Source organism: Gynuella sp., assembly GCF_050297175.1.
In the GTDB taxonomy this organism is placed as follows: Bacteria; Pseudomonadota; Gammaproteobacteria; order Pseudomonadales; family Natronospirillaceae; genus Gynuella.
This window is the reverse complement of record NZ_JBNKSF010000053.1, coordinates 1-20551: the sequence shown is the minus strand read 5'-3', so window position 1 is coordinate 20551 and position 20551 is coordinate 1. Positions and strand designations below refer to the sequence as shown.

General features: G+C 49.6%; 20 protein-coding genes. 10 read left to right on the top strand and 10 right to left on the bottom strand.

Going from position 1 to position 20551, the window contains the following annotated elements; translation table 11 throughout:
- Positions 1-83: 83 nt before the first annotated feature.
- Complete coding sequence (locus tag ACQY6I_RS20630; RefSeq protein ID WP_428243403.1) at positions 84-2159, bottom strand: HAMP domain-containing methyl-accepting chemotaxis protein; 2076 nt, start codon at positions 2157-2159, stop codon at positions 84-86.
- A 233-nt stretch (positions 2160-2392) separates the two neighbouring features.
- Here ACQY6I_RS20630 and ACQY6I_RS20625 point away from each other — a divergent pair, with 233 nt between their 5' ends.
- The 3 genes from ACQY6I_RS20625 to gloA2 all read left to right on the top strand — a co-directional run bounded on the left by ACQY6I_RS20625 (position 2393) and on the right by gloA2 (position 4676).
- Positions 2393-2950, top strand: a complete 558-nt coding sequence (locus tag ACQY6I_RS20625) for an NUDIX domain-containing protein (protein WP_428243402.1) — start codon at positions 2393-2395, stop codon at positions 2948-2950.
- A gap of 740 nt (positions 2951-3690) precedes the next feature.
- On the top strand, positions 3691-4230 hold the full coding sequence (locus ACQY6I_RS20620; RefSeq protein ID WP_428243401.1) for an MOSC domain-containing protein: 540 nt from the start codon (positions 3691-3693) through the stop codon (positions 4228-4230).
- A gap of 47 nt (positions 4231-4277) precedes the next feature.
- Positions 4278-4676: an SMU1112c/YaeR family gloxylase I-like metalloprotein gene (gene gloA2 / locus ACQY6I_RS20615; RefSeq protein WP_428243400.1), complete on the top strand. Its 399-nt coding sequence runs from the start codon at positions 4278-4280 to the stop codon at positions 4674-4676.
- Between the two features lie 78 nt (positions 4677-4754).
- On the opposite strand, the gene ACQY6I_RS20610 is transcribed toward gloA2, so the two are convergent.
- The 3 genes from ACQY6I_RS20610 to ACQY6I_RS20600 are packed head-to-tail and all read right to left on the bottom strand — an operon-like array spanning position 4755 to position 7607.
- Entirely contained in the window at positions 4755-5504 is a 750-nt protein-coding gene (locus ACQY6I_RS20610) for a spermidine synthase (RefSeq protein WP_428243399.1), read from the bottom strand.
- A 6-nt stretch (positions 5505-5510) separates the two neighbouring features.
- The gene (locus tag ACQY6I_RS20605) at positions 5511-7055 is read right to left on the bottom strand and encodes a C13 family peptidase (RefSeq protein WP_428243398.1); all 1545 of its coding nucleotides are present in this window, start codon (positions 7053-7055) and stop codon (positions 5511-5513) included.
- Positions 7056-7067: 12 nt separating this feature from the next.
- Entirely contained in the window at positions 7068-7607 is a 540-nt protein-coding gene (locus tag ACQY6I_RS20600) for a helix-turn-helix domain-containing protein (protein WP_428243397.1), read from the bottom strand.
- 98 nt (positions 7608-7705) lie between these two features.
- Here ACQY6I_RS20600 and ACQY6I_RS20595 point away from each other — a divergent pair, with 98 nt between their 5' ends.
- Positions 7706-8557, top strand: a complete 852-nt coding sequence (locus ACQY6I_RS20595) for an SDR family oxidoreductase (protein ID WP_428243396.1) — start codon at positions 7706-7708, stop codon at positions 8555-8557.
- A 103-nt stretch (positions 8558-8660) separates the two neighbouring features.
- Here the strand turns inward: ACQY6I_RS20595 and ACQY6I_RS20590 are convergent, their stop codons facing one another.
- The 3 genes from ACQY6I_RS20590 to zigA all read right to left on the bottom strand — a co-directional run bounded on the left by ACQY6I_RS20590 (position 8661) and on the right by zigA (position 14046).
- Positions 8661-10691, bottom strand: coding sequence for an ExeM/NucH family extracellular endonuclease (locus ACQY6I_RS20590; protein WP_428243395.1), 2031 nt, complete (start codon positions 10689-10691; stop codon positions 8661-8663).
- Between the two features lie 652 nt (positions 10692-11343).
- On the bottom strand, positions 11344-12654 hold the full coding sequence (locus ACQY6I_RS20585; RefSeq protein ID WP_428243394.1) for a peptidoglycan DD-metalloendopeptidase family protein: 1311 nt from the start codon (positions 12652-12654) through the stop codon (positions 11344-11346).
- A 207-nt stretch (positions 12655-12861) separates the two neighbouring features.
- Positions 12862-14046 (bottom strand): zinc metallochaperone GTPase ZigA, encoded by a 1185-nt coding sequence (zigA, locus tag ACQY6I_RS20580; RefSeq protein WP_428243393.1) that lies wholly within the window; start codon positions 14044-14046, stop codon positions 12862-12864.
- A 465-nt stretch (positions 14047-14511) separates the two neighbouring features.
- On the opposite strand from zigA, the gene cfa reads away from it, so the two are divergent.
- From cfa to ACQY6I_RS20560, 4 genes are all read left to right on the top strand, one after another.
- Positions 14512-15690: a cyclopropane fatty acyl phospholipid synthase gene (gene cfa, locus ACQY6I_RS20575; RefSeq protein WP_428243392.1), complete on the top strand. Its 1179-nt coding sequence runs from the start codon at positions 14512-14514 to the stop codon at positions 15688-15690.
- A gap of 42 nt (positions 15691-15732) precedes the next feature.
- Positions 15733-16113, top strand: coding sequence for a cupin domain-containing protein (locus tag ACQY6I_RS20570; RefSeq protein ID WP_428243391.1), 381 nt, complete (start codon positions 15733-15735; stop codon positions 16111-16113).
- 92 nt (positions 16114-16205) lie between these two features.
- Positions 16206-16862, top strand: coding sequence for a LysE family translocator (locus tag ACQY6I_RS20565; RefSeq protein WP_428243390.1), 657 nt, complete (start codon positions 16206-16208; stop codon positions 16860-16862).
- A 31-nt stretch (positions 16863-16893) separates the two neighbouring features.
- Positions 16894-17718 carry an AraC family transcriptional regulator gene (locus tag ACQY6I_RS20560; protein ID WP_428243389.1) on the top strand — a complete coding sequence of 275 codons (825 nt, stop codon included), beginning with the start codon at positions 16894-16896 and terminating at the stop codon, positions 17716-17718.
- On the opposite strand, the gene ACQY6I_RS20555 is transcribed toward ACQY6I_RS20560, so the two are convergent.
- The 3 genes from ACQY6I_RS20555 to ACQY6I_RS20545 all read right to left on the bottom strand — a co-directional run bounded on the left by ACQY6I_RS20555 (position 17694) and on the right by ACQY6I_RS20545 (position 19856).
- On the bottom strand, positions 17694-17993 hold the full coding sequence (locus ACQY6I_RS20555; RefSeq protein WP_428243388.1) for an antibiotic biosynthesis monooxygenase family protein: 300 nt from the start codon (positions 17991-17993) through the stop codon (positions 17694-17696). The two genes, ACQY6I_RS20560 and ACQY6I_RS20555, sit on opposite strands and share 25 nt — an antisense overlap.
- Positions 17994-18003: 10 nt before the next feature.
- Positions 18004-18945 (bottom strand): ribose-phosphate diphosphokinase, encoded by a 942-nt coding sequence (locus ACQY6I_RS20550; RefSeq protein WP_428243387.1) that lies wholly within the window; start codon positions 18943-18945, stop codon positions 18004-18006.
- 188 nt (positions 18946-19133) lie between these two features.
- A complete protein-coding gene (locus tag ACQY6I_RS20545; RefSeq protein WP_428243386.1) occupies positions 19134-19856 on the bottom strand; it encodes a 4'-phosphopantetheinyl transferase family protein in 723 nt (240 codons plus the stop codon).
- Here ACQY6I_RS20545 and ACQY6I_RS20540 point away from each other — a divergent pair.
- Entirely contained in the window at positions 19856-20131 is a 276-nt protein-coding gene (locus tag ACQY6I_RS20540) for a hypothetical protein (RefSeq protein ID WP_428243385.1), read from the top strand. The genes ACQY6I_RS20545 and ACQY6I_RS20540 overlap by 1 nt on opposite strands.
- A gap of 320 nt (positions 20132-20451) precedes the next feature.
- On the top strand, positions 20452-20551 hold a 100-nt coding region (locus ACQY6I_RS20535; RefSeq protein ID WP_428241141.1), incomplete at its 3' end, for a helix-turn-helix domain-containing protein.

The following is a 20551-nucleotide window of genomic DNA, read 5'->3' as shown; positions in this document are numbered from 1 at the left end:
ACAAATTGAGAAAATGAGCCTCGAGGCACAAGGCCTCGACACTCCCAATCCTGTTTCGCGACAGAGAGGTCGCGATATTTTTGTCAGGCGGCCGGCATTTTGAAAAACGACATCAATTGCCGTAGATACTGTGATTGTCCGTTCATTTCTTCTGCTGCAGCGGCAAGTTCTTCGGAGGCGCTGGCATTTTCCTCGGTAATCCTGCTCAACTGTTCCATGGTGATGTTGATCTGTCTGGCACCGGTAGCCTGTTGTGATGAGGCCACGGAGACATCACGCACCAGTTCTGAGGTTTGTCGAATGGTGGGAATAATATCCTCGAACAGTTGTCCGGCCATTTCAGATAAATCCACACTGCTTTGCGCAGCATCGCCAATTTCCTGAGCGGCGGCCTGACTTTGTTCCGCCAGCCGGCGCACTTCACCGGCCACCACGGCAAAACCACGACCATGATTGCCGGCACGGGCGGCCTCAATGGTAGCGTTCAGTGCCAGTAAGTTGGTTTGATAGGCGATGACATCGATCAGGCTGACTTTCTCGGCAATTCCGCGCATGGCGGTAATCGTCTGCTGAACTGCCTGGCCTCCTTTTTCCGCTTCTTTCATGAGCCGGTCAGTGATCTCGTTGGTCGTTTTCGCGTTGCTGGCATTCTGCTCGATGGATGCTGATATTTGTTCTACTGAGGCGGAGGTCTCCTCAACACTAGAGGCCTGTTCGGAGGCTGAGCTACTAAGGCTTTGAGAGGTGGAGTTGATGGACACCGACGCATTGTTCAGCGCATCTGCGGAGCTGCGGACTTCCTGTATGGTCTGAGCCAGCTGACTGATCGTGGCGTTGATGGCGTTGCGCAGGTCCAGCAGGCGGCCATGGAAACGGCTGGCATCCAGACTTTGAGTCAAGTCGCCGCTTTCAATGGCCTGCATGGTTTGGGTGATCTCGCTGATAGGTTGGGTGAAGGCCTCCATAACGCCATTGAGTCCTTCCACGATATGCCGAAAATCACCATGATGGACTTTCAGATCAGCCCGTACATCGAGCTCGCCGGCGACCGCAGCGTTCACCAGACGATTCGTATCCTCGATCAATGCCTTGATATTGGCTCTCACTTGTTCGATCGTCGTATTGATAAAGACTTTCTTGCCGGGGAATTTTTCCAATACGGCGTCCATGCTACCGGCACCGAAGGCTTCGATGCAGCTCATGGCCTTGCGCTGATCGATGATATGACCCTGAACCATTTTGTTAAGGCCTTCGGCCATGGTTTTGTAAGCACCACCAAATTTGGAAGCATTGATCGTCACATCGATATTGCCTTTATCATGCTCACGAGACATGTGGTTCATTTCGCTGATCAGTAACTTGATTTTATCGCTGACCACTTTTAGTGCTGCCAGCAGACTGTCGTGATCGTCGTCCTTGAGCTGGATGGACATATCCAGTTCTCCTGCGGCAATCTGACGGGTAATTTCTGCCGCATAACGGGGTTCTCCGCCCAGCTCTTTCAGTATTCCCTGGATAATGCGGAGGGCCAGAATAACGGCAATAACCACTGCAATCAGGCCAGCGATAGAGATCAGCGTAATGGCCTGGATATAGGCTGCTTTTGCCTCTTTTTCTTCCTGAAGAATGCGTTCCGTCAGAAGATTGCCGATTTCATCGATCACCGTTCTCATGGTATTGAATTCTTCATCTACCTCACCAAGGCTCTGTTTGATCAGAGCCTGCCGGGTAAAATTGTCGGAACTGTTGATGAGTTGATCGACCAGGTTGTTGGTAGTCTCTGACCATTCAGTTTGGTATTGGCGATATGTTGTGACCAGTTCGTTGGAGCGTTCGCTGGTGACCAGGCTGGCATATTTTTCTACTCGCTCCCGGGCTTGTTGGATATTTTCACTGTGGGCAGTCTGTTGCACCAGAAAGCCTTCACTGCCAACTGGCAGCATCAACATACTGCGTTCCGCAACAAGAGCCTGCTGGAGATCTCTGTCGGCATTGAGTAGAAACCCCTGCGCGGGAGTATAGATATTGACGACCCTGGACACCTGACTATTGAATTGCCATATTTCCAGAATGCCAAATCCAGCGATGATGACCATACCAAGAATCAGTACGCCAAAACCGATACCTAGCCGTATACCTAATTTAAGGTTATTGAACATAACGGAAATCCTGCATCTTACACCCTTGTGAAGTACCTGCGCCGATATGTCTCGACCAACTGCATAATGATGAAGGATACCGGCGTAGCCATACCGATTTTTTTTTCAGTATAGACAGATTATCGGTTTAGCAAGTGAAATCGTTGTAAATACGAATCAGATCGTTATCGGGGAGACTGTTTTTCGCGCCGGGTATTCGAGACAATAAGGCTATTGTTACCTGGAGAACCAAAATGACCGTGAAGTGTATTGGCAACTGGCAGTGCCTGAGTCAGGAAACCCGTTATGAAAACCCCTGGATAGAAGTCTCTCACCAGACCGTAATCACCCCAGGGGGGGGAACCGGTATTTATGGCGTGGTGCACTTCAAAAATCGCGCGGTCGGTGTTATTCCCATAGATGACGCCGGCAATACCTGGTTGGTCCGGCAGACCCGCTATCCGTTGGAACAGGCCACCTGGGAAATACCTGAAGGCGGTGCACCGCTGGACGAAGACATGCTTGAGGCCGCCAAGCGCGAATTGGAAGAGGAAGTTGGGCTATGTGCCTCCAAATGGCAGGAACTATTGGAAATACATACCTCCAACTCAGTGACCGATGAATACGGTAAAGTTTTCGTCGCAACTGATTTGTCGACGGGCCGACAGCAACTGGAAGAGAGTGAAGACATCGAAGTGTATAAGTTGCCGTTGCAGCAAGCGATTGAAATGGTCATGGATGGTCGGATCACCGATTCCCTGTCAATCGCCGGACTACTCAAACTGGCGGTATTGCAACAACACTCCTCCTGAGTTTTAAACCATCTGTGCAGAGAGCCGCCCAGCTTAACATTATTCATTACGACTCATGCTTGGGGAGGGGAATAAAACGGGGGCTCTCTGATCCAATGTACATATTTTCCATTCGGTTTGTTGTTCCTAATGTGATGAATCATTAGCTCTGGGAACTTCTGAAAAATGGCCATTTTCGCGAAGGACGTTGTCAGCCTCAGTCTCACATCCTCATTTACGCCCGTAAATTACGGTGTTACGAGTGGTGCTCCCTCGCCTGCATCAAAAGTATTCCTATTTTTCAGAGGCCCCCTAGCTTATATTATCTAAAATAGGCTGGTTTTTTCTTTGCTGATGGTTTGTTTTTCCTGGACTGCTTTTGCGGACAATGCGCCAAATATAGTAGAAACGACGCGGCTGTTTTAATGGTTTCATAAATGCCGATTGCAGTGAAACTTAAATTTGGATCACTGATCCGTCGCCGCTGTCAGTGGTACGTATTCCCATCACGGTTATCCTGCCAAAGTATATCGTTGTTTGAATCAACGAATGATCGCCGTTGTATGTGTATTGCCTGGTGATATGCCCAACTTGCTGAATTTAGATCTGGCAGTATCTGGCAGATGTCAAAGAGAAAGAAATTTGGTAGCATTCCGGCGTTGCACTTCGTTTGTTCTTTGTGCGTCAGAGTCTGTTAAATAAGGAGCTAGCCCAGTCCCATAATTCAGTTTTTGTGAAATATTGAATGAGGAGTATCGTTATTGACTACTGTTGTATCTGTCAGCAAATCTGCTACCCATAGTTTTTCCAAACACGTTGTAGAATCCATTACTTTGATTGCCGGTCAGGGCGTTGAGGGTGACGCGCATAAGGGCGAAACCGTCAAGCACCGTTCGCGGGTAAAGGTAGACCCGAGTCAGCCCAATCTACGTCAGGTTCATCTGATTCACGGTGAGTTAATCAAACAACTGCAGGATCAGGGGTTTAACGTTTATCCGGCCACCATGGGTGAAAATATCACCACTGAAGGCATCGATCTGCTGTCATTGCCAACCCACACCATTATTCGTATCGGTGCTGAAGCGGTTATTCAGGTAACCGGGTTGCGTAATCCCTGTGCCCAGCTTGATCATTACCAAAAAGGTCTGACAGCCGCAGTGCTGGATCGCGATGAAGAGGGTAATCTGATTCGTAAAGCCGGTATCATGGCCATCGTGCTGCAGGGCGGTGTTGTCCGGGCAGGGGATGCGATGATTGTGGAGTTGCCGGAACCTCCCTATCAACCGTTGCAACGGGTATAGTTCTGTCCATTCATCAGTAGCTGTGTTTCTGTTTTTAGGGGGCTAGTATGCTGCAGGGTATTCATCATGTAGCGATCATTTGTTCTGATTACGAAAGATCAAAACATTTTTATACTCACATATTGCGGCTTGAGATCGTCGCTGAGCATTATCGAGCCGCTCGTCATTCTTATAAGCTGGATCTGAAGTTACCCAATGGTAATCAGCTGGAGTTATTTTCATTCCCTGATCCGCCGGCCCGACCAAGCAGACCGGAGGCCAGGGGGCTACGGCATTTGGCCTTCCTGGTGAAGTCTGTGGATGATGTCGTCGCGTATTTGCAGCAACAGGGCGTGATGGTTGAGCCGATACGAGTCGACGAGTATACCGGTCGAAAATATACGTTCTTTCAGGATCCGGATGGTCTGCCATTAGAGTTGTATGAGCAGGATGTCACTGAGGTCTGAGTTGATTGGTTTTGGGGCTGTCTCCTTAATCCGAAAATAATCGACGCGATCAGAATGACCTGTCTGATCGTCGGGTGACTAGTCAGGAGCGTAAAGTTTCATACCTTTGTTCACCTTTGCCAGGGAAAAACCGAACAGATTGTTTACTCGCTTCAGTTCTACCTTACGTTGTTTTTCGGTGATTGTGATTGCGCTGTTTGTGGCATAAATAATCCAGTTTTCCTTGTTGATATTATTCGTCCAGATATGACGGAAACGTTGCTGCAACAAAGCAATCAGATCGAGTTTTTTATGCTGTTGCCAGTAATTGAGAACCAGCCAGCCGTCGTTGGTCAGGTGGTCAGAACAGCGTTTGATGAACTTTCGGGTACCTTGTTGGGCATCCATGCCAGTAGCATGATAAATATCGCTGCAGATCAGGTCATAGGTAGCTGTCGAGTGTTTCAAATAGTCGCCAGCGTCTCTGCATTGCACCTTAAGACGCTCATCATGTGGCAGATAAAAGTGACTGTAGGCAAGATCAATCACAGCTTGTCGCAGTTCCACCACGTCAATCTTCAGTTGTTCCAGGTGATGCCATAAGGTTGTGGCAAGTGCACCTGTTCCCATGCCGAGCAGTAGACAGCGGTGAACGTCCTTCTGGAATAACAGACTGAGCAGCATGGCGCGAACGTAATCGTACTGTACGATTTCCGGAGTACGGTTAAGAATACATCCCTGTTCGTCGTCGGCACCAAACATCAGAGTGCGCTTGTTGCCGTTATCAAATATCTGAATTGCGCCATAACCATCGTGACGACGGAGAATTTCCTTACCAAATTTTGCCATGCCTGATTAGTTCCGGAACCGTGCCCGCCATTGTTCATAAGTGTTCAATACACCCTCACTCAAACTGATCTGGGGATCAGAACTGGTCAGCTCTTGTTGCTGTTCCCGGTTATCGACAACTTGTTTTGCCCTGTCAAAAATATCCGTCAGAGAATATTCCATATCAAAGGCGTCGATAAAGAACGCCTCGCCAAAGTAGGTCATGTAGTTGTCGTTAGAACAACCAAACGAGGTTTTGTCGGCGGCAGCGGCGGTGATGACGAGCGTATCCGGTCGTTTGAGGTCATCGATAAAACCTCCGGAATAGCAGGCAGATAAAGTGACGATTTTGGCCTGATCTGTTCCATCAAGTATGTCTCTGAGAGTGGTGCTGTCGATGTCCGGCAGTCTTTGGTAGCTGAGATTGACAGAGAGTTTGTGATCACGACTGCCATGACTGGTGATATAAACCCACAGCAGATCTTCAGCGCCCATTCGTTGGCTGACGGCAGTCACCATGTCTTTTAATGCCAGTTGGCTGACCAGAGGATACGGGCTGCTCAGATCGATTTCATTGCTCATTCTGACGATATGATGTTGTAATCCCCGGGTGCTGCTGAGGCGGTCATAAATAATATCGATTTCGTCGCGAAACACGGTCTGGCTGGAATAAGGTGCTGCCAGAATCATGTAAGTGTCGACGACACCCGGTGTTTGCGGTGCCAGTCCGGACAACTGTTGCTGTAGCAACTGGGACTGATGGTTGATGATGAAATCAAGTTGTTCGGGCAGCTGTTCGTACTCACTGAAATACGCCTCTTCATCCTCAGTGACAAACTCACCGTATTCAAACTGTCCGGTCTGTACCAGATCCGGTTGCCGTGAACGTTTGATGGTCAGTGTGCCCTGGCCATGATAAAGGCCATCCTTGAATTCCCCTTCATAAGATTCGTTATCGGCGTGATAAATTCCCTGGCCGTTGTAACGCCAGTTGAGCAATTCTCCTTCATAATGCTCACCATCCGGTCCAGTGAGAGTGCCGTAGGGCAGGTCGTTTTGTTTGAAGGTGCCTTCATACACCCATTTGTGAGGTGGTATCAGTTTGCCCTGACCATGGCGCAGGCCATGGTTAAAATAGCCTTCATAGATGGTGCCATCGGCATATTTCAGATAGCCATAACCATGGTAACGGTTTTGGTCAAATTCACCTTCGTAGTGTTCGCCGTTGGCAGAATCGAGTTGTCCTTTGACCCACCAGCCGTTATCGAGCGTACCCGAGTACACAGTGCCGTTTTTATATTGCCAGGTGCCGTGACCGTTCGGCATGCCATTGGCAAACTCGCCTTGATATTCTGAACCGTCTGATTGAATCAGATGACCCAAACCCGACAACATGCCCAGATGAAAATGACCTTCAAAACGGCGCCCACCCGGATAGCTCAAGGTTCCTTCGCCTTCAAACCTGCCGTCAACCAATGGCCCGATATAGGTGCCGCCATCTGCGGTGATAACGGTGTCGGCTTGAGCGGTCGCAGATAATAACAGTAGGGAGAAGATGAAAAATCGAAACATTGCCATCATTTTTTAAGGGATTTGCAGAAGTTGATGGATGGCCGTTCGGATGACCTCAAAATCTGTTTTACGACCGTCCAGAAAGCGCTGTAATAAAATACCGTACATCATACATCGGACTGCTTCGGCATGTTCGCTGCCGACCAGTTCGGTCACCAGTTGCAGATAGCGTTTGTTCGCCAGTTGCATATTCCTGTCCTTGGCGACCTGTGAGGGCGTCATGTCCCGCAGGTAGTCGAGTAACAGAGTCAGCTCACCTTTAAAGTTACCTTCCATGGACTGAAACAGATTCATCAACAGATCAACACGCTCTGTTATCGACATTTCCGATACATCCAGAGCCGGCATTTCAAAGCGGGTGATGAGGTCCGTGCAGGCAGAAAATAATGCCTCTTTGGAGGGAAAGTAGTGGTAGAGGGCACTTTTTGAAATTCCCAGGTGTTCGGCGATTTTACGCATGCCCAGCCCGGAGTATCCATAGCGGGCGAAAATTTCAACCGCTTTTTCGGTCAATACCAGGCGATAGGCATCATGGTCTATGATCTTGGGCATATGATGTTCTCTTTATAGTCCATTTGGACTGTATTTGGTTGACAGATGGCGTGCAAGGTTTTATTTTTTGGTCCATTCGGACTAAAAAGGACGAGATCATGAAAAAAATATTGCTGGCCGGTGCCAGTGGTTATCTGGGGCGGGCGATGCTGACTGAACTGAAGGCCAGAGGGTATTGGGTTCGGGTGTTGGTGCGCACGGAAAAACAACAGCAGGCTCTCAGTCGAATTGCTGATGAGACGTTCGTTGGTCAGGCGACAGAGATCGACAGTCTGACAGGTGTAATGGAGAGCATTGATCTGGTTTTTACCAGTATTGGCATTACCCGCCAGAAAGACGGTCTGACCTATGAAAAAGTAGACTACGGTGCCAATCTGAATTTATTGACGCTGGCTGAAAAAAGTCAGGTGGAAAAATTCATCTATGTGTCTGTTTTAAATGCCCATAAGTTGCCGGATATCAAAATGATCCAGGCCAAGGAGAAATTTGTCGCCCGATTGCAAAACAGTTCGCTACCGTACTGTGTGATTCGCCCGAGTGGCTTTTTCGCCGATATGAAGGAATTTCTCTCCATGGCACAAAGTGGTCGGGTTTATTTACTGGGCAACGGCCAGTTGCGTTTCAATCCAATTTCCGGCGCCGATCTCGCCAAAGTCTGCTGTGATATGTTTCAAAGTGAACAAACGGAGATCGATGTGGGGGGGCCGCAGGTTTTCAGCCATGATCAGATTGCTGAACTGGCGTTCAAAGCCATTCAAAAACCCGCCAGAATTACTCATTTGCCCATGTGGCTGGTGAACGCTCTGGTGCCAGTTATGCGCTTGCTAACACCGGTTTCTGTATATGGGCCGATAGAGTTTTTTTCCAAGGCTATGAGCCTGGATATGCAGGCTCCCTGTTATGGCGAGCAGAGTCTGGAAGCGTTTTTTGCCAACCTGGCTGATGGCTGACAAAAGAGTAGAAAAAAGAGGTCACCGTGGTGACCTCATAAAGAAACATGGATGTTTGATTAGCCTGGCAAGTATTCGGGCCAGTTCAATCGTCGGGCAATGGTCAGTATTTTCTTCTGGCGACCATCAGCATGAACAACACAGGCAATAACAGCAAGCCGGTGGAACCACTGCTGGAGTCGTCATCTTCATCGCCGTCTTCCGTGGCACTTTTCATCACAAACCCGGCAATGACTGGATCGTGGTCTGACGAATAGTACGGATCCAGGCTGGCAAAGTGGTCATTGGAGTTGTATTTATCAAGGGTGGTGTCATAGTCGAGCAGATTGGATTCAAGTGAGTTGATGTGCCAGTCATCCACGCTCACCAGGCGGTCTTTCATGCCGCTACTGCCAATCATGTGATCGAGACTGCCGAGAAAACCGGAGTAGCTGTAGGAGAACGGCTGTGCTTCAGTAGAGGCACTGGTGTATTTCAGGTTGATGTAGCCGCCGGCTTCAAGAGCCGCAATCGGATCTTCTTTGGCGTAGGCATTCATATCGCCGATAAATACGACATTATCGGTATTGATGCTGGTTGGGTGACCGGCCATAAATGTCACCAGTGCTTTGGCAGCGTTGGTGCGGGTTTGGTTGCAATTTCCCTGTCCATCAGTCAGGTAAGGGTCTCCCAGAGAAGAACAACTGCTGCCTTTTGATTTTAGATGATTGACCACCACGGTAAACTGATCGCCGGTGGCCTTGTGGGTGAACGACTGAATCAATGATGGACGGTTTTTGTCATCAATGAACAACGGGTTGCCCTCACCATCTTTGGGCGAATTGGTGGAATCCAGCACGGTGGTGGTACCGACCGGTGTCACCACAGCGGGGCGATAGAGCAGGCCAACGGAGATTGAATCGGTACCCATCTTGCCACCGGGATTGACAAAGGCATATTCACCATCGGTGGTCTGTACGGCGTTCAGGGCATTTGTCAGCGCAGCAATTGAGCTGGTTTCATCATAACCGTCATTTTCAATTTCCATCAGGCCAATCACATCGGCGTCCATGGCGTCGAGGGCGGCCACAATTTTGGCTACCTGGATGTTGTAGTCTGCTTCCGAATTGGCACCGCGATAATCGCCATAAGTCTTATTTTTTTCTTCGGCTGTTGTCGGGAAGTAAGGCTTGTCATCCACGATGATGCCGTTATACAGGTTCAGCACGTTCATGCTGGCAATCTTCAGGTTGGCAGAACTGTCCACAATGGGCGCGAGTGTGCGGTCAGCGTTCAGAGGATCGAAAGTAGGTGTAATGGATGGAATGATTTGGTAGGGATATGTTGTGCTGCCGCTATCATAACCATGCATTGCCCCGGTGATACCACTAACGCCATAACCGACACGAATGTAATTGCTATTGCTGAACCCTTCGCTGTTGGGAAACACGATAGGGTCAGGATGTTGCGAAGACTGTCCATCGTCGATCAGCAGGCTGCTCAGTCTGATATTTTCGATGGCGGCGTCGTAACTTTCTTTGGAAGGTGCCGAGACTTCGGTGGGCTGATAATGTAGTTCGTTGGAAACGACAAATTGTCCATAATTTCCAAAACCATAGCCATTACCATGAAAATCACTCACCACCAGATTGCTGTTGGCCAGGCTGACACGCATGCCTTCTACCTGTTCAAAGGCCTCCAAAGAGGTGACCGGCAGGGTGATGGCGGTCGCTGCTGGCAGGGTATTGTTCTGTGAACAAACGGTTAGCCCGGAAACGGATGACAATTCTGTCAAACCCTTGTATTCAGTGACCTTGGCACTCAGGCGGACTTTGTCGCCGACCGTTACTGGCAGGCTGGTGTCGAACACAAAAATACCTTCGGACGTTGCCTCATTACCGTCGCTGTCAGCCTCTTCTTCCTGAATAAAGTAACCTTGCGCAGTGGCTTGCTGGTTCTGGTAAACGACGGCTTCAACCGTGACTTGCTGACCTTCCAGTGCAGAGCTGCCGCCGCTGCCCTGAATGGCTGAAATCAAAGTGATGTCGCCAGTTCCGCAAGTACCCGCATTGGCGGCTTGCCCGTCGATCATCAAATCTGCCTGGGTTCCACCCGCTAGGACAGCAATGGTGGTTGCCAACAACTGCTTTTTCATTATTACCCCCAATATTTTTATACGTTATGTCGGTATTCACCTGGCCATTTAGAGTTGCCCGGTGATGAGCGAAATACCTCCATGTTGACCAGTGGCCGTAAAACCATGGAGTGTTGTGTTATTCCTTCAGATCTTTCTGAGTGTTTTCCAAACCGATCTGACGGACTGTATGGCCGCCGGAATAAACCTATCCTGAGAACTTTTGAGCAGCGCGTGCCGGTCATCCTTGGGGCATTGAAAACGCTAGAAATTTAATGAGTTAGCTAACAAGAGCCTTATCGTTGTTCTTTTTTGCCTGAGATCGACAGCCGTTTCGATCATCTCCGGAAGTTCTACATGATTGACCAATTGGTCAAATAAGGTGGCATAACCAATGCCAATTTAGTTACGCAAATGCAATTTTTGTTTTATCTAATGACAAAAACGTGAATAAACGATGACAAAACCTCAACATTGCCATGATTCTGGCAAATATCTTGTCGGTATTATGGGTGTCTGCAATCAAGCAAAAAGGGGTGTGTTTGGTCTATTTTGGGGAGCAGAGTCGAGCGTGTGATCTGTTTTTGTTCGGAGGTTCGCAACTTCTGTGCACTACTGCGTTTGGAGGTAGTTATCCGGGTTATGGTCTAACCCGGATAAAATCAGGCGGGGTTTAATTGGATGAGCTGTTCTGTTGTTGCCAGAATGCCAGATGGGTGCCCTCGGTATCGCGAATATACGTCTGAGTCGCCTTGATGATCTCCTTGAACCGTGCCATTTCCGCACGTGGAATATGACTGCTGGTTGGAATTTTAGCGGTTAGAGGATTCACCGGACGGTTATTGACCTGCAATTCAAAATGCAGATGCGGACCGGTGGTTCGGCCGGTGTTTCCGGACAGTGCAATTTTATCGCCGCGCTTGATGCGTTGTCCGCGTTTCACCAGGATTTTGCTCAGGTGGAGATAGCGGGTTTTAAACGGTCCGGGATGTTCTATTTCAATGTATCGCCCGGCATAGGGGTGATTGGCTATACGAGTCACAATGCCATCGCCGACGGAAAACACCGAAGTGCCAATTGGCATCGCAAAATCGACACCGTAGTGCGGCATTCGCTTTCCAGTCACCGGGTGGACCCGATGCAGATTAAACGGCGAACTGACGCGGACTTTTCCGTTTACGGGATAGCGTCGCAATGACCGGGTCAGGCTTTGGCCGTTCTGATCGTAGTAGCGGCCATCGTCGTATAGAAAAGCGCTTTGAGTTGTTTTGCCGAGTCCGAACAATATGGCTTTTATCCGTGTTTGTCCGGTGGTTTCGGTACCGGTCATTTCCTGTTCGAGCACGATATCGAACCAGTCTCCAGGTCTGATTTCGCGACGAAAATTTATTTTTTCCTGAAGAATATGCAGTGTGTTCAGAGTGTCTCTGTCGCTGAGTCCTGCCTGGTGGGCAGCGTTGTAAAAGCTGTTGTCGATTACGCCACTGATCAGTTGCCGGTGCCAGTAAGTGGGTTTGACAATCTCTTCCGATTGAAAGGTCTCGTCTGCTGTCCGGGTGAATTGAACGGTCCGGGCCGGATTTACAATCAACGACAGCTGCTGCAGTTCGCTGTTGGGCACTGATTGGGTAAATACCAGAGTGTTACCCGGCTGCAGGGTATCCAGTGCGGCTTTTTCGCCATCGGCTTCCAGTATGGCCGCAAGAGTGGACTGGCCGAGGCCGAAATGCGCAAAGATGTCACTGAGGGTATCGCCCGATTGAATCTGATAACGGCTGGTCAGCTCCTGGGGAATGATCAGTTGTTCTTTTGTTTCGCTGGCTTCGGGCAGAGCCGGGACTGTAATGGTCGCAGATGGCAATGGTAGTGTTTCGAGATGAGGTTCTTCAGGCCAGGAGATGATCAGGTAAAACGTTGTGAACAGTAATGCGATCAGGCTGAACAACTGAAACCGGGACTGCTGGAGTACAGGGGGAATAGTCATGGGCTGTGAATACTTTTGTCGCAAATAAAAGCAGGCCTTACGCCTGCCCGGGTTGTTAATATTGGAATGTTAACATCTGTATACGGGGGTGTCGGGTAACTGCCACGTATTTCTGTAAAACGTCAATCGGTGCACATTAAAATTCATCGAACTTAAAGAGTCTGTCAGGATCGTATAAAGGCGGTCATTTTCTTACAGATTTGTTGATCAGGCTGGAAATGGGTCTGCCAGAGCACTCCACTCGTTGATACCCGCCTGCATTTCCTCTGCATTGAGCAGACATTCATCAAGCTGGCTGGCGAGCTTGTCGCGGTCCAGCTTCTGACCGATAAACACCAGCTCCTGACGCATGTCTCCCCAGGGTTCCTGCCAGGTACGCGCTATCGCCTGACGATACTCGTCGTCGTCGGGCCATTGGGTCTTAGGAATCCCATACCAGAAGCGGCCGGCAATGCCATAACGGGCAATGCCACCGGCCTGATTCCACTCCCAGGCCTCGGTATGGCGACTGGCGAGCCAGAAATATCCTTTTGAGCGTAGTAGTTCATGATCCCGCAGCGCACCGTGCAGAAAGGTAAAAAAACGTTCCGGGTGCATGGGTTGGCGTGCCCGGTAAGTAAAGCTGCTGATGCCGTACTCTTCTGTTTCCGGCGTATGTTCGCCGCGTAGTTCTTTGAGCCAGCCGGGGGCCTGCTGGGCTTTTTCAAAATCGAACCGGCCAGTGTTCAGTACCCGATCCAGAGCAACCTGGCCCTGGTGACAGGGAATAATGTCGGCATCGGGATTCAGGCTACCTAACACGGCAATGAGTCGTTCCAGTTTGTCGGCATCGATCATGTCTGTTTTGCTGATGAGTATGACATTGCAGAACTCAATCTGATCGATCAGTAAATCGGTTACGCTGCGGTCATCCTCTTCTCCCAGAGATTCGCCGGTATTTTGCAGGCTTTCCGCCTCGTCATAATCGTTGAGAAAATTGACCCCATCCACCACCGTAACCAGGGTATCGAGCCTGGCCATGTCTGCCAGACTGACACCATGATCATCCACGAACGTAAAGGTTTCCGCGACTGGCAACGGCTCGGAGATACCGGTTGACTCAATGACCAGATAATCAAAGCGCCCGGCTTTGGCAAGGTTCTGGATCTCCACCAGCAGATCTTCCCGCAGGGTGCAGCAGATGCAGCCGTTGCTCATTTCAATGAGTTTTTCTTCACTGCGATGCAGTTGCACCTGTTGCTGTACCAGAGAGGCATCAATGTTGACTTCACTCATGTCGTTAACGATGACGGCCACGCGGCGGTTTTCGCGGTTGTGAAGGATGTGGTTGAGTACGGTTGTTTTGCCGGCTCCAAGAAATCCGGATAACACGGTGACGGGGAGTCTGTTCATGCAGGTGGCCTGAGGTTAATGTATTTTTTTATGTTATAACATAACATTTTAAAGGGTCAACCAGTGGATTGGTCTCCCGGTTCGTCGTAATCGTACTGTGGTATTTCGGTTTCTTAAGCAGGGCCGGTTGTGTGCTGTCGGGTCTTCTCCTGCAATCGCGATATAGAGGCAGATCGTTATATATCGGCATTAACCATCTGTTCAAACTGGTTATTTTGGACTTGCAAGCTCCTGCATTGAAACTCGGTACATCCGTTATCTTGGTTGCTCACCAGCGTGGGTTTTTGAACACATAGTCAGGATGTTAACCAATTCATTTGAGATTAAGAGCTGCATAGAAACCTGTTTGACCATTTAGAAATTAAGGCTAAAAGACGTTTATTGCCATCATTAAAAAAACCTATTGGAGACGAATTTACGGATTGGAGATTATGGTTCGACGATCACAACAGAGGGAGTCGTGCTATGACAGAATATTCTTTTAATGACGCTGAAAAATCATATCCAAACTCTGCAACACTGCCACCTCTTGCTCGTCGTTTTCAACAGGAATTACTCGATCTGGCGGATGTCAAACTCAATGGTGATCGACCCTGGGATATTACTGTTCATGATAACCGCCTGTTTGCACGTGTGGCCCGCAGTGGCTCTGTTGGTCTCGGTGAAAGCTATATCGAAGGCTGGTGGGATTGTGAACGTCTGGATATGTTATTTACCCGAATACTGGGAGCTCAGCTCAACCGAAAACTCATTGGCACAGCGCGCATCAAACTTGCCTTCAGTGCATTGTCGCACATGATGTTTAACTTTCAGTCTCTCGCCCGTGCCTATCAGGTCGGTGAGGTACATTACGACATCGGTAATCAACTGTACGAACGGATGTTGGACCCGTACATGATTTACAGTTGCGGATATTGGAAGGATGCTGAAAACCTGGCGCAGGCTCAGGAGCATAAACTGGATCTGATTTGCCGGAAGCTGCAACTTGAGCCAGGCATGCATCTGCTGGATATCGGGTGTGGTTGGGGCGGTCTGGCGTTATATGCCGCGAAACATTACGGTGTTAAAGTCACGGGGATTACCATTTCCAGAGAGCAGCAGAAACTGGCTGCGCAGCTTACTCACGACTACGATGTTGATATTCGTCTGGAAGATTATCGGCATTTAACGGGTAAATTTGATCGCATAGTATCGGTTGGTATGTTCGAGCATGTAGGTCGCAAAAATTATCGCACTTATTTTGATGTGGTGAACCGGTTGTTGAAAAAAGAAGGTTTGTTTTTATTGCATACCATTGGTGAGGAGCCCACTTCCGATGCCGGTGATCGTTTTATTTCAAAATATATTTTTCCCAATGGCAAAGTCCCATCCCGTAAGCATATCAATGACAATAGTGTGGATTTGCTCAGGCTGGAGGATTGGCATAACTTTGGCCCTGATTACGATACCACGCTGATGGCCTGGGCTGAAAACTTTGAGCAAAGCTGGCCGGACCTCAAACAGGATTACAACGATCGTTTTTATCGCATGTGGCGTTACTATCTATACAGCTGTGCCGGTTACTTCCGTTCCCGTGAGGGCCAGTTATGGCAGTTGGTGTACAGTCATCCGCAAGGGCAGCGGTCCTATCACAGTGTGCGCTGAGTAGGATGCTGGTATTCTGTATGCTTTTTGGAGGCCTCGTTTATGCCTGCTCAGCCATCTATTCATCATCAGCCTGCCAGCGAAGAATATTACTTCCATGAAGGTTGTTATATTTTGGAATTGCTGAATAGTGATACTCAGCCAGAACTGTCCATTGCCCGTGCTACGGTTCGGCCGGGCGTCACCACCCGTTGGCACCAGCTCGAAGGCATTACCGAACGTTATGTGATTCAGCAAGGCTGTGGCCGGGTGGAAGTCGGTGAATTGCAGCAATCTGTCAGTGCAGGTTCAGTTGTGGTCATTCCACCAGGATGCCGACAGCGCATCACCAATACCGGCGATGAAGATCTGGTATTTTTGGCACTCTGTCTGCCCCGTTTCGTACCTGATGCCTATGTTGATCTGGAAAGCTCCACTGGCTGACGCTCCATGAGCCCGGCAGCAATTTTGTACAATCTTTTCTGACTATCGGTATCTAAGCTGGACCTGTCACCCGTTTATGAGGAACTACGGATTTGCAGGTTCATCTTATCGCCACATTCGCCGCAGCGGCGCTGGCACATTTTCTGGCATTATTGAGTCCGGGGCCGGATTTTTTTCTGGTGGTCCGAAGCGCCGTACGTCATGACCGCCGATTGGCCCTTGGGGTCGCCTTCGGTATTGCGACTGCCAATGGCGTTTACATTGCATTGTGTTTACTGGGTGTTGGTGCGCTTTTGGCCGCTTCGGCGACGGTAATGCTGTTGATAAAGCTGGCCGGCGGATTATTTCTGGCCTATCTTGCATTTGGGGCACTTAAAGCCCGTAAACGTGATTATCAATCGTTGACAGAATCCACCGGTGGCACTCACAGTCAGACTACTTTCAGGCGGGAGTTCAGCGTTGGCTTTTTGTCGGGTATCTTGAATCCCAAGAACCCGCTGTTTTATCTCAGCCTGTTTACGTTGGTGTTGCATCAAGAGGCTGGAATGGGGTTTAAAATCTGGCTCGGTATCTGGATGGTCAGCATTGTGTTTGTCTGGGATGCGTTCATTATTATGGTGTTATCCCGCGCTGACATGCAGCAGCGGTTTCGCCGTTGTGCGTTTTATATCGACAAGATAACGGGTATGCTGCTGGGCACTTTTGGGCTTACATTATTGTATTCTTGTTTGGTGGAGAGTCGTTTTTGAAATCATTATCGTTGATGGGGTGTTGTTGAGTGTGAGCGGGCAGCAGGTTTTTTACCGTCCTGAACATTTACCCATGCTGGAGATCCGGCAGGCCAGTGCGACTTCGGTGGCTTATCATCGACACAGCCATGAAGAATTTTCCATCGGCGTGGTGGACTCCGGCAACACGGATTATTTTATCAGCGGTCAGACTCGAAGGATTGGTCCCGGTGCGGTGGTGTTGATGAATCCCGACCAGGTCCACGCCTGTAATCCGCTGCATTTGCAGAGTTGGTCTTATCGGATGTTGTATCTGCAGGCTGATTGGCTGGCAGCTCTACAGGCCGACGTACTCGAACGCAGTCCGGACAGTGGCTTTCAGGCCATGAGTCAGTCACTGTTGTGTGGCGATTCCCATTACCAGCAATATCATCAGCTGTGTTCGTTATTAATCTCACCACACAGTCGTTTGAGTGCAGAAGTCAATCTGACCGATTATTTTGCCGGGTTGATCCAGGCGGACCAGCACTGTGATACTCCAGCCCAGTTCAAGAATGTTTCCCATCTGCAACGGGCCTATGAATTTATTGCCGATGAATGTGTACGGGAGATTTGTCTTGATGACGTGGCTGCAGTAGCGGGCCTCAGTCGATATCGGTTGGTGCATGCATTCCGGCAGCACTATGGCATTACCCCGCATGCATTGCAGATTACCCGACGTATCAACCATGCCCGTCAACTATTGAAGACCGGTAACAGCATCGCCGCTGTCGCGGCGGATACTGGATTTACCGATCAGAGTCACTTTCATCGTCACTTCAAACGCCAGGTCGCAGTGACCCCACGGCAATATCAGTTGTCTGCCGGATACCGGTAGCGGCGTTTGAGTTCCACGATTTCGACTTCATAGGCGCTATACCAGCCATTGCGTCCGTGCTGCTGAGCTTCTGTGTGCTCGGCATCCTGATGCCACCGCCGGATACTGTCTTCGTTCTCCCAGTAAGAAATGGCAATCTCCTGATCACCTTCTGTCACTGAGATAAAATCCAGACAGCCATACCGTTCAAACGCGAGTTCGCGCATACGGGCGACCGTCTGGCGGTATCGTTCATCCTGGTTACCGATCTTGGCTTTGAAAATAGCTGCAAACATAGTTTTCGCCTTAACTGAATAATGCGCCGACACTCTCACCCGTATGTATGCGCTTGATTGCCTCGGCAAACAGGGGAGCGACAGACAATAAGGTCAGTTTGTCGGTTTGTTTGGTATCGTCAACGGTCACGGTATTGGTGGTGATCACCGATTCGATGCCACTGTTTTGAATACGTTCAATGGCCGGGCCGCACAGTACGCCATGAGTCGCTGCTGCGTGGACGCTTCTGACACCCGCGGCGAGTAGTGTTTCAACGGTGGAGACCAGCGTGCCGGCAGTAGAGATCTCGTCTTCCAGAATAAAAGCATCTTTGTCTTTGACATCACCGACGACCACGCCCTGCTTCACTTGGGTATCACTTACCCGACGCTTATCGATGATGGCCATGGGAACATTCAGGCGGGTGGAAAACTTGCCCACCCGTTTGGCGCCACCGGCATCAGTGGCAACGGCCACAATATTGGAGGTGTCGTAATTGTCTTTGACATGGTCGACCAGTGTTGGCAGAGCAGTCAGATGATCGACAGGCACGCCGAAAAATCCGTGAACCTGGTCTGCGTGCAGGTCCATGGTCAACACCCGGTTGGCACCGGCCGTTTGCAGCAGATCTGCAATCAGGCGGCCGGTAATGGAAATTCTGGGAGCATCTTTTTTGTCCGACCGGGCGTAAGAATAGTAGGGAATAACTACGGTAATCCGGCGGGCGGACGCACTCCTGAGCGCATCGATGGCGATCATCAATTCCATGATATGGTCGCTGACCGGGTGGGTGAAAGACTGCACAATGAAGACATCCCGTTCACGGACATTTTCCTGAATCTGGACATGCAGGTTGTCGTTGGAAAAGCGTGAGATCTCCATCGGGCTGAGCGCGATGCCCAGATGATGGCAGATTTCGTGGGCGATGGTGGGATTGGAGTGACCGGAGAATATTTTTAAAGCGTTTTTCATGGAGGCGTCTGAAGTTGTGTGTCAGTGAACGTTATCTGCTGATCCGTGATACATATCCGGATGTAGCAGTGGTTGAAACAGTCAGTATGAATACTCAGGATCCTGTATATTTAAGCGATTTGTGACTGAACAAATGGCCATGTCCCTGTAACAGGCTTCCTGTTAGCCCGGCATAAATACTTGCCGGGCTAATAATAAACCAGAGTCTGCACGCTATCTGCTTCTATCGCAAACAGGCCATTATAAATATTGCCTTGGCGGACCTCTGCAGTGAGATCTTTAAGTAGTCTGAGAGTAATGCGCTGTTGGTTCAGATCGATAGCTGTGACCTCGGCGTGGAGAAAATCGAAATACTGGAGAACGGCCGGGTAGAGGGTTTTAAACAGGCTCTCCTTGGCCGAAAACACCAGTGTCAGGGCCGTGGGCCATGAGCAGTTCAGTGTCTGGAGGTAGTGTTTTTCCGACTCACTGACAATATGGCCGTACAGCTTATCGGCCCGCTCAGCAGACATGATCTGCTCGGCATCGATGCCGATCCCGTTTAGAGTACTGTCTGGTGTGCTCGCGGCCACGCAACAGGCATATTCATGACTGTGACTGATCGACCCCAGTATGCCGGCAGGCCAGACCGGTGCCCGGTTCGCGCCGATGGCGATTTGTGCACCGTGAACCCCGAGGTGCCCCAAAGCCTTTTGTGCACAGACCCTGCCCGCTACAAACTCTGCCTTGCGCTTACCGACAAAACGCTCAAAACCAGCAGGTGGAGAGATGCTGAACAATTGCGGAGCGCTATCATCATAAGCTGCAACCGAAAAACGACAGGCCTGAAATGCCAGACTGGTAAGTTTTCCATCCGTATTCGGAAAGGGCAGGTCTCCCAAAGCCAGTAATTGCAAAAAGGAGTGAGTCATTGTCGGTCGGACCGGTGGTTGATCGGGCCGCCATTATTTTCATCTGCGACCGGTTTTTCAACCTTTGGTTGTATCTGTGGGCCTATGGAGATAAAAACCAATCAGCCGAAGTTGTCGGTTTTTTCCCGAACGTACTTTTCTGCCAAGGAGGGCAAATGATCAATATGTTCCGCCAGCCATGTCAGCTTGCCGGTATTGTAAAGCAAAATGCCTCCCCGATTATATCGGCATTAAAGTACCGTCCCTTACTGAGTTTGCTGTTCAGGAACCTCTGAAAAATGGCCTGTTTTCGCGCAGGACGTTGTCAGCCCCGTCTCACATCCTTATTTACACCCGTAAATTGTGCTGTTGCGAGTGGTGCTTCCTCGCCGGCATCAAAACTATTCCTATTTTTCAGTGGCTCCTTAGTGTGCTGAGCCAAATATTCATTTAACAATAGCTTGTACTCCCTCTATCGGTAAACATCCATTGGGGGCGGTGTTGCATGGCTGGCAGACCAAAGGCGGAACTGGTTTTAAATGCGGAGGAGAAGGAACCATTAGCGTCCTAGTCTCGACGACGAAAAACGGCTCAAGCGCTTGCCTTTCGCTCACGAATAGTTCCTGAGTGTGCCAGAGGTCTCACCAATAGCGAGATTGCAGAAAAGCTCAGCACCTCCAATCAGACCGTCTGTAAATGGAGAAATCGGTTTGTTC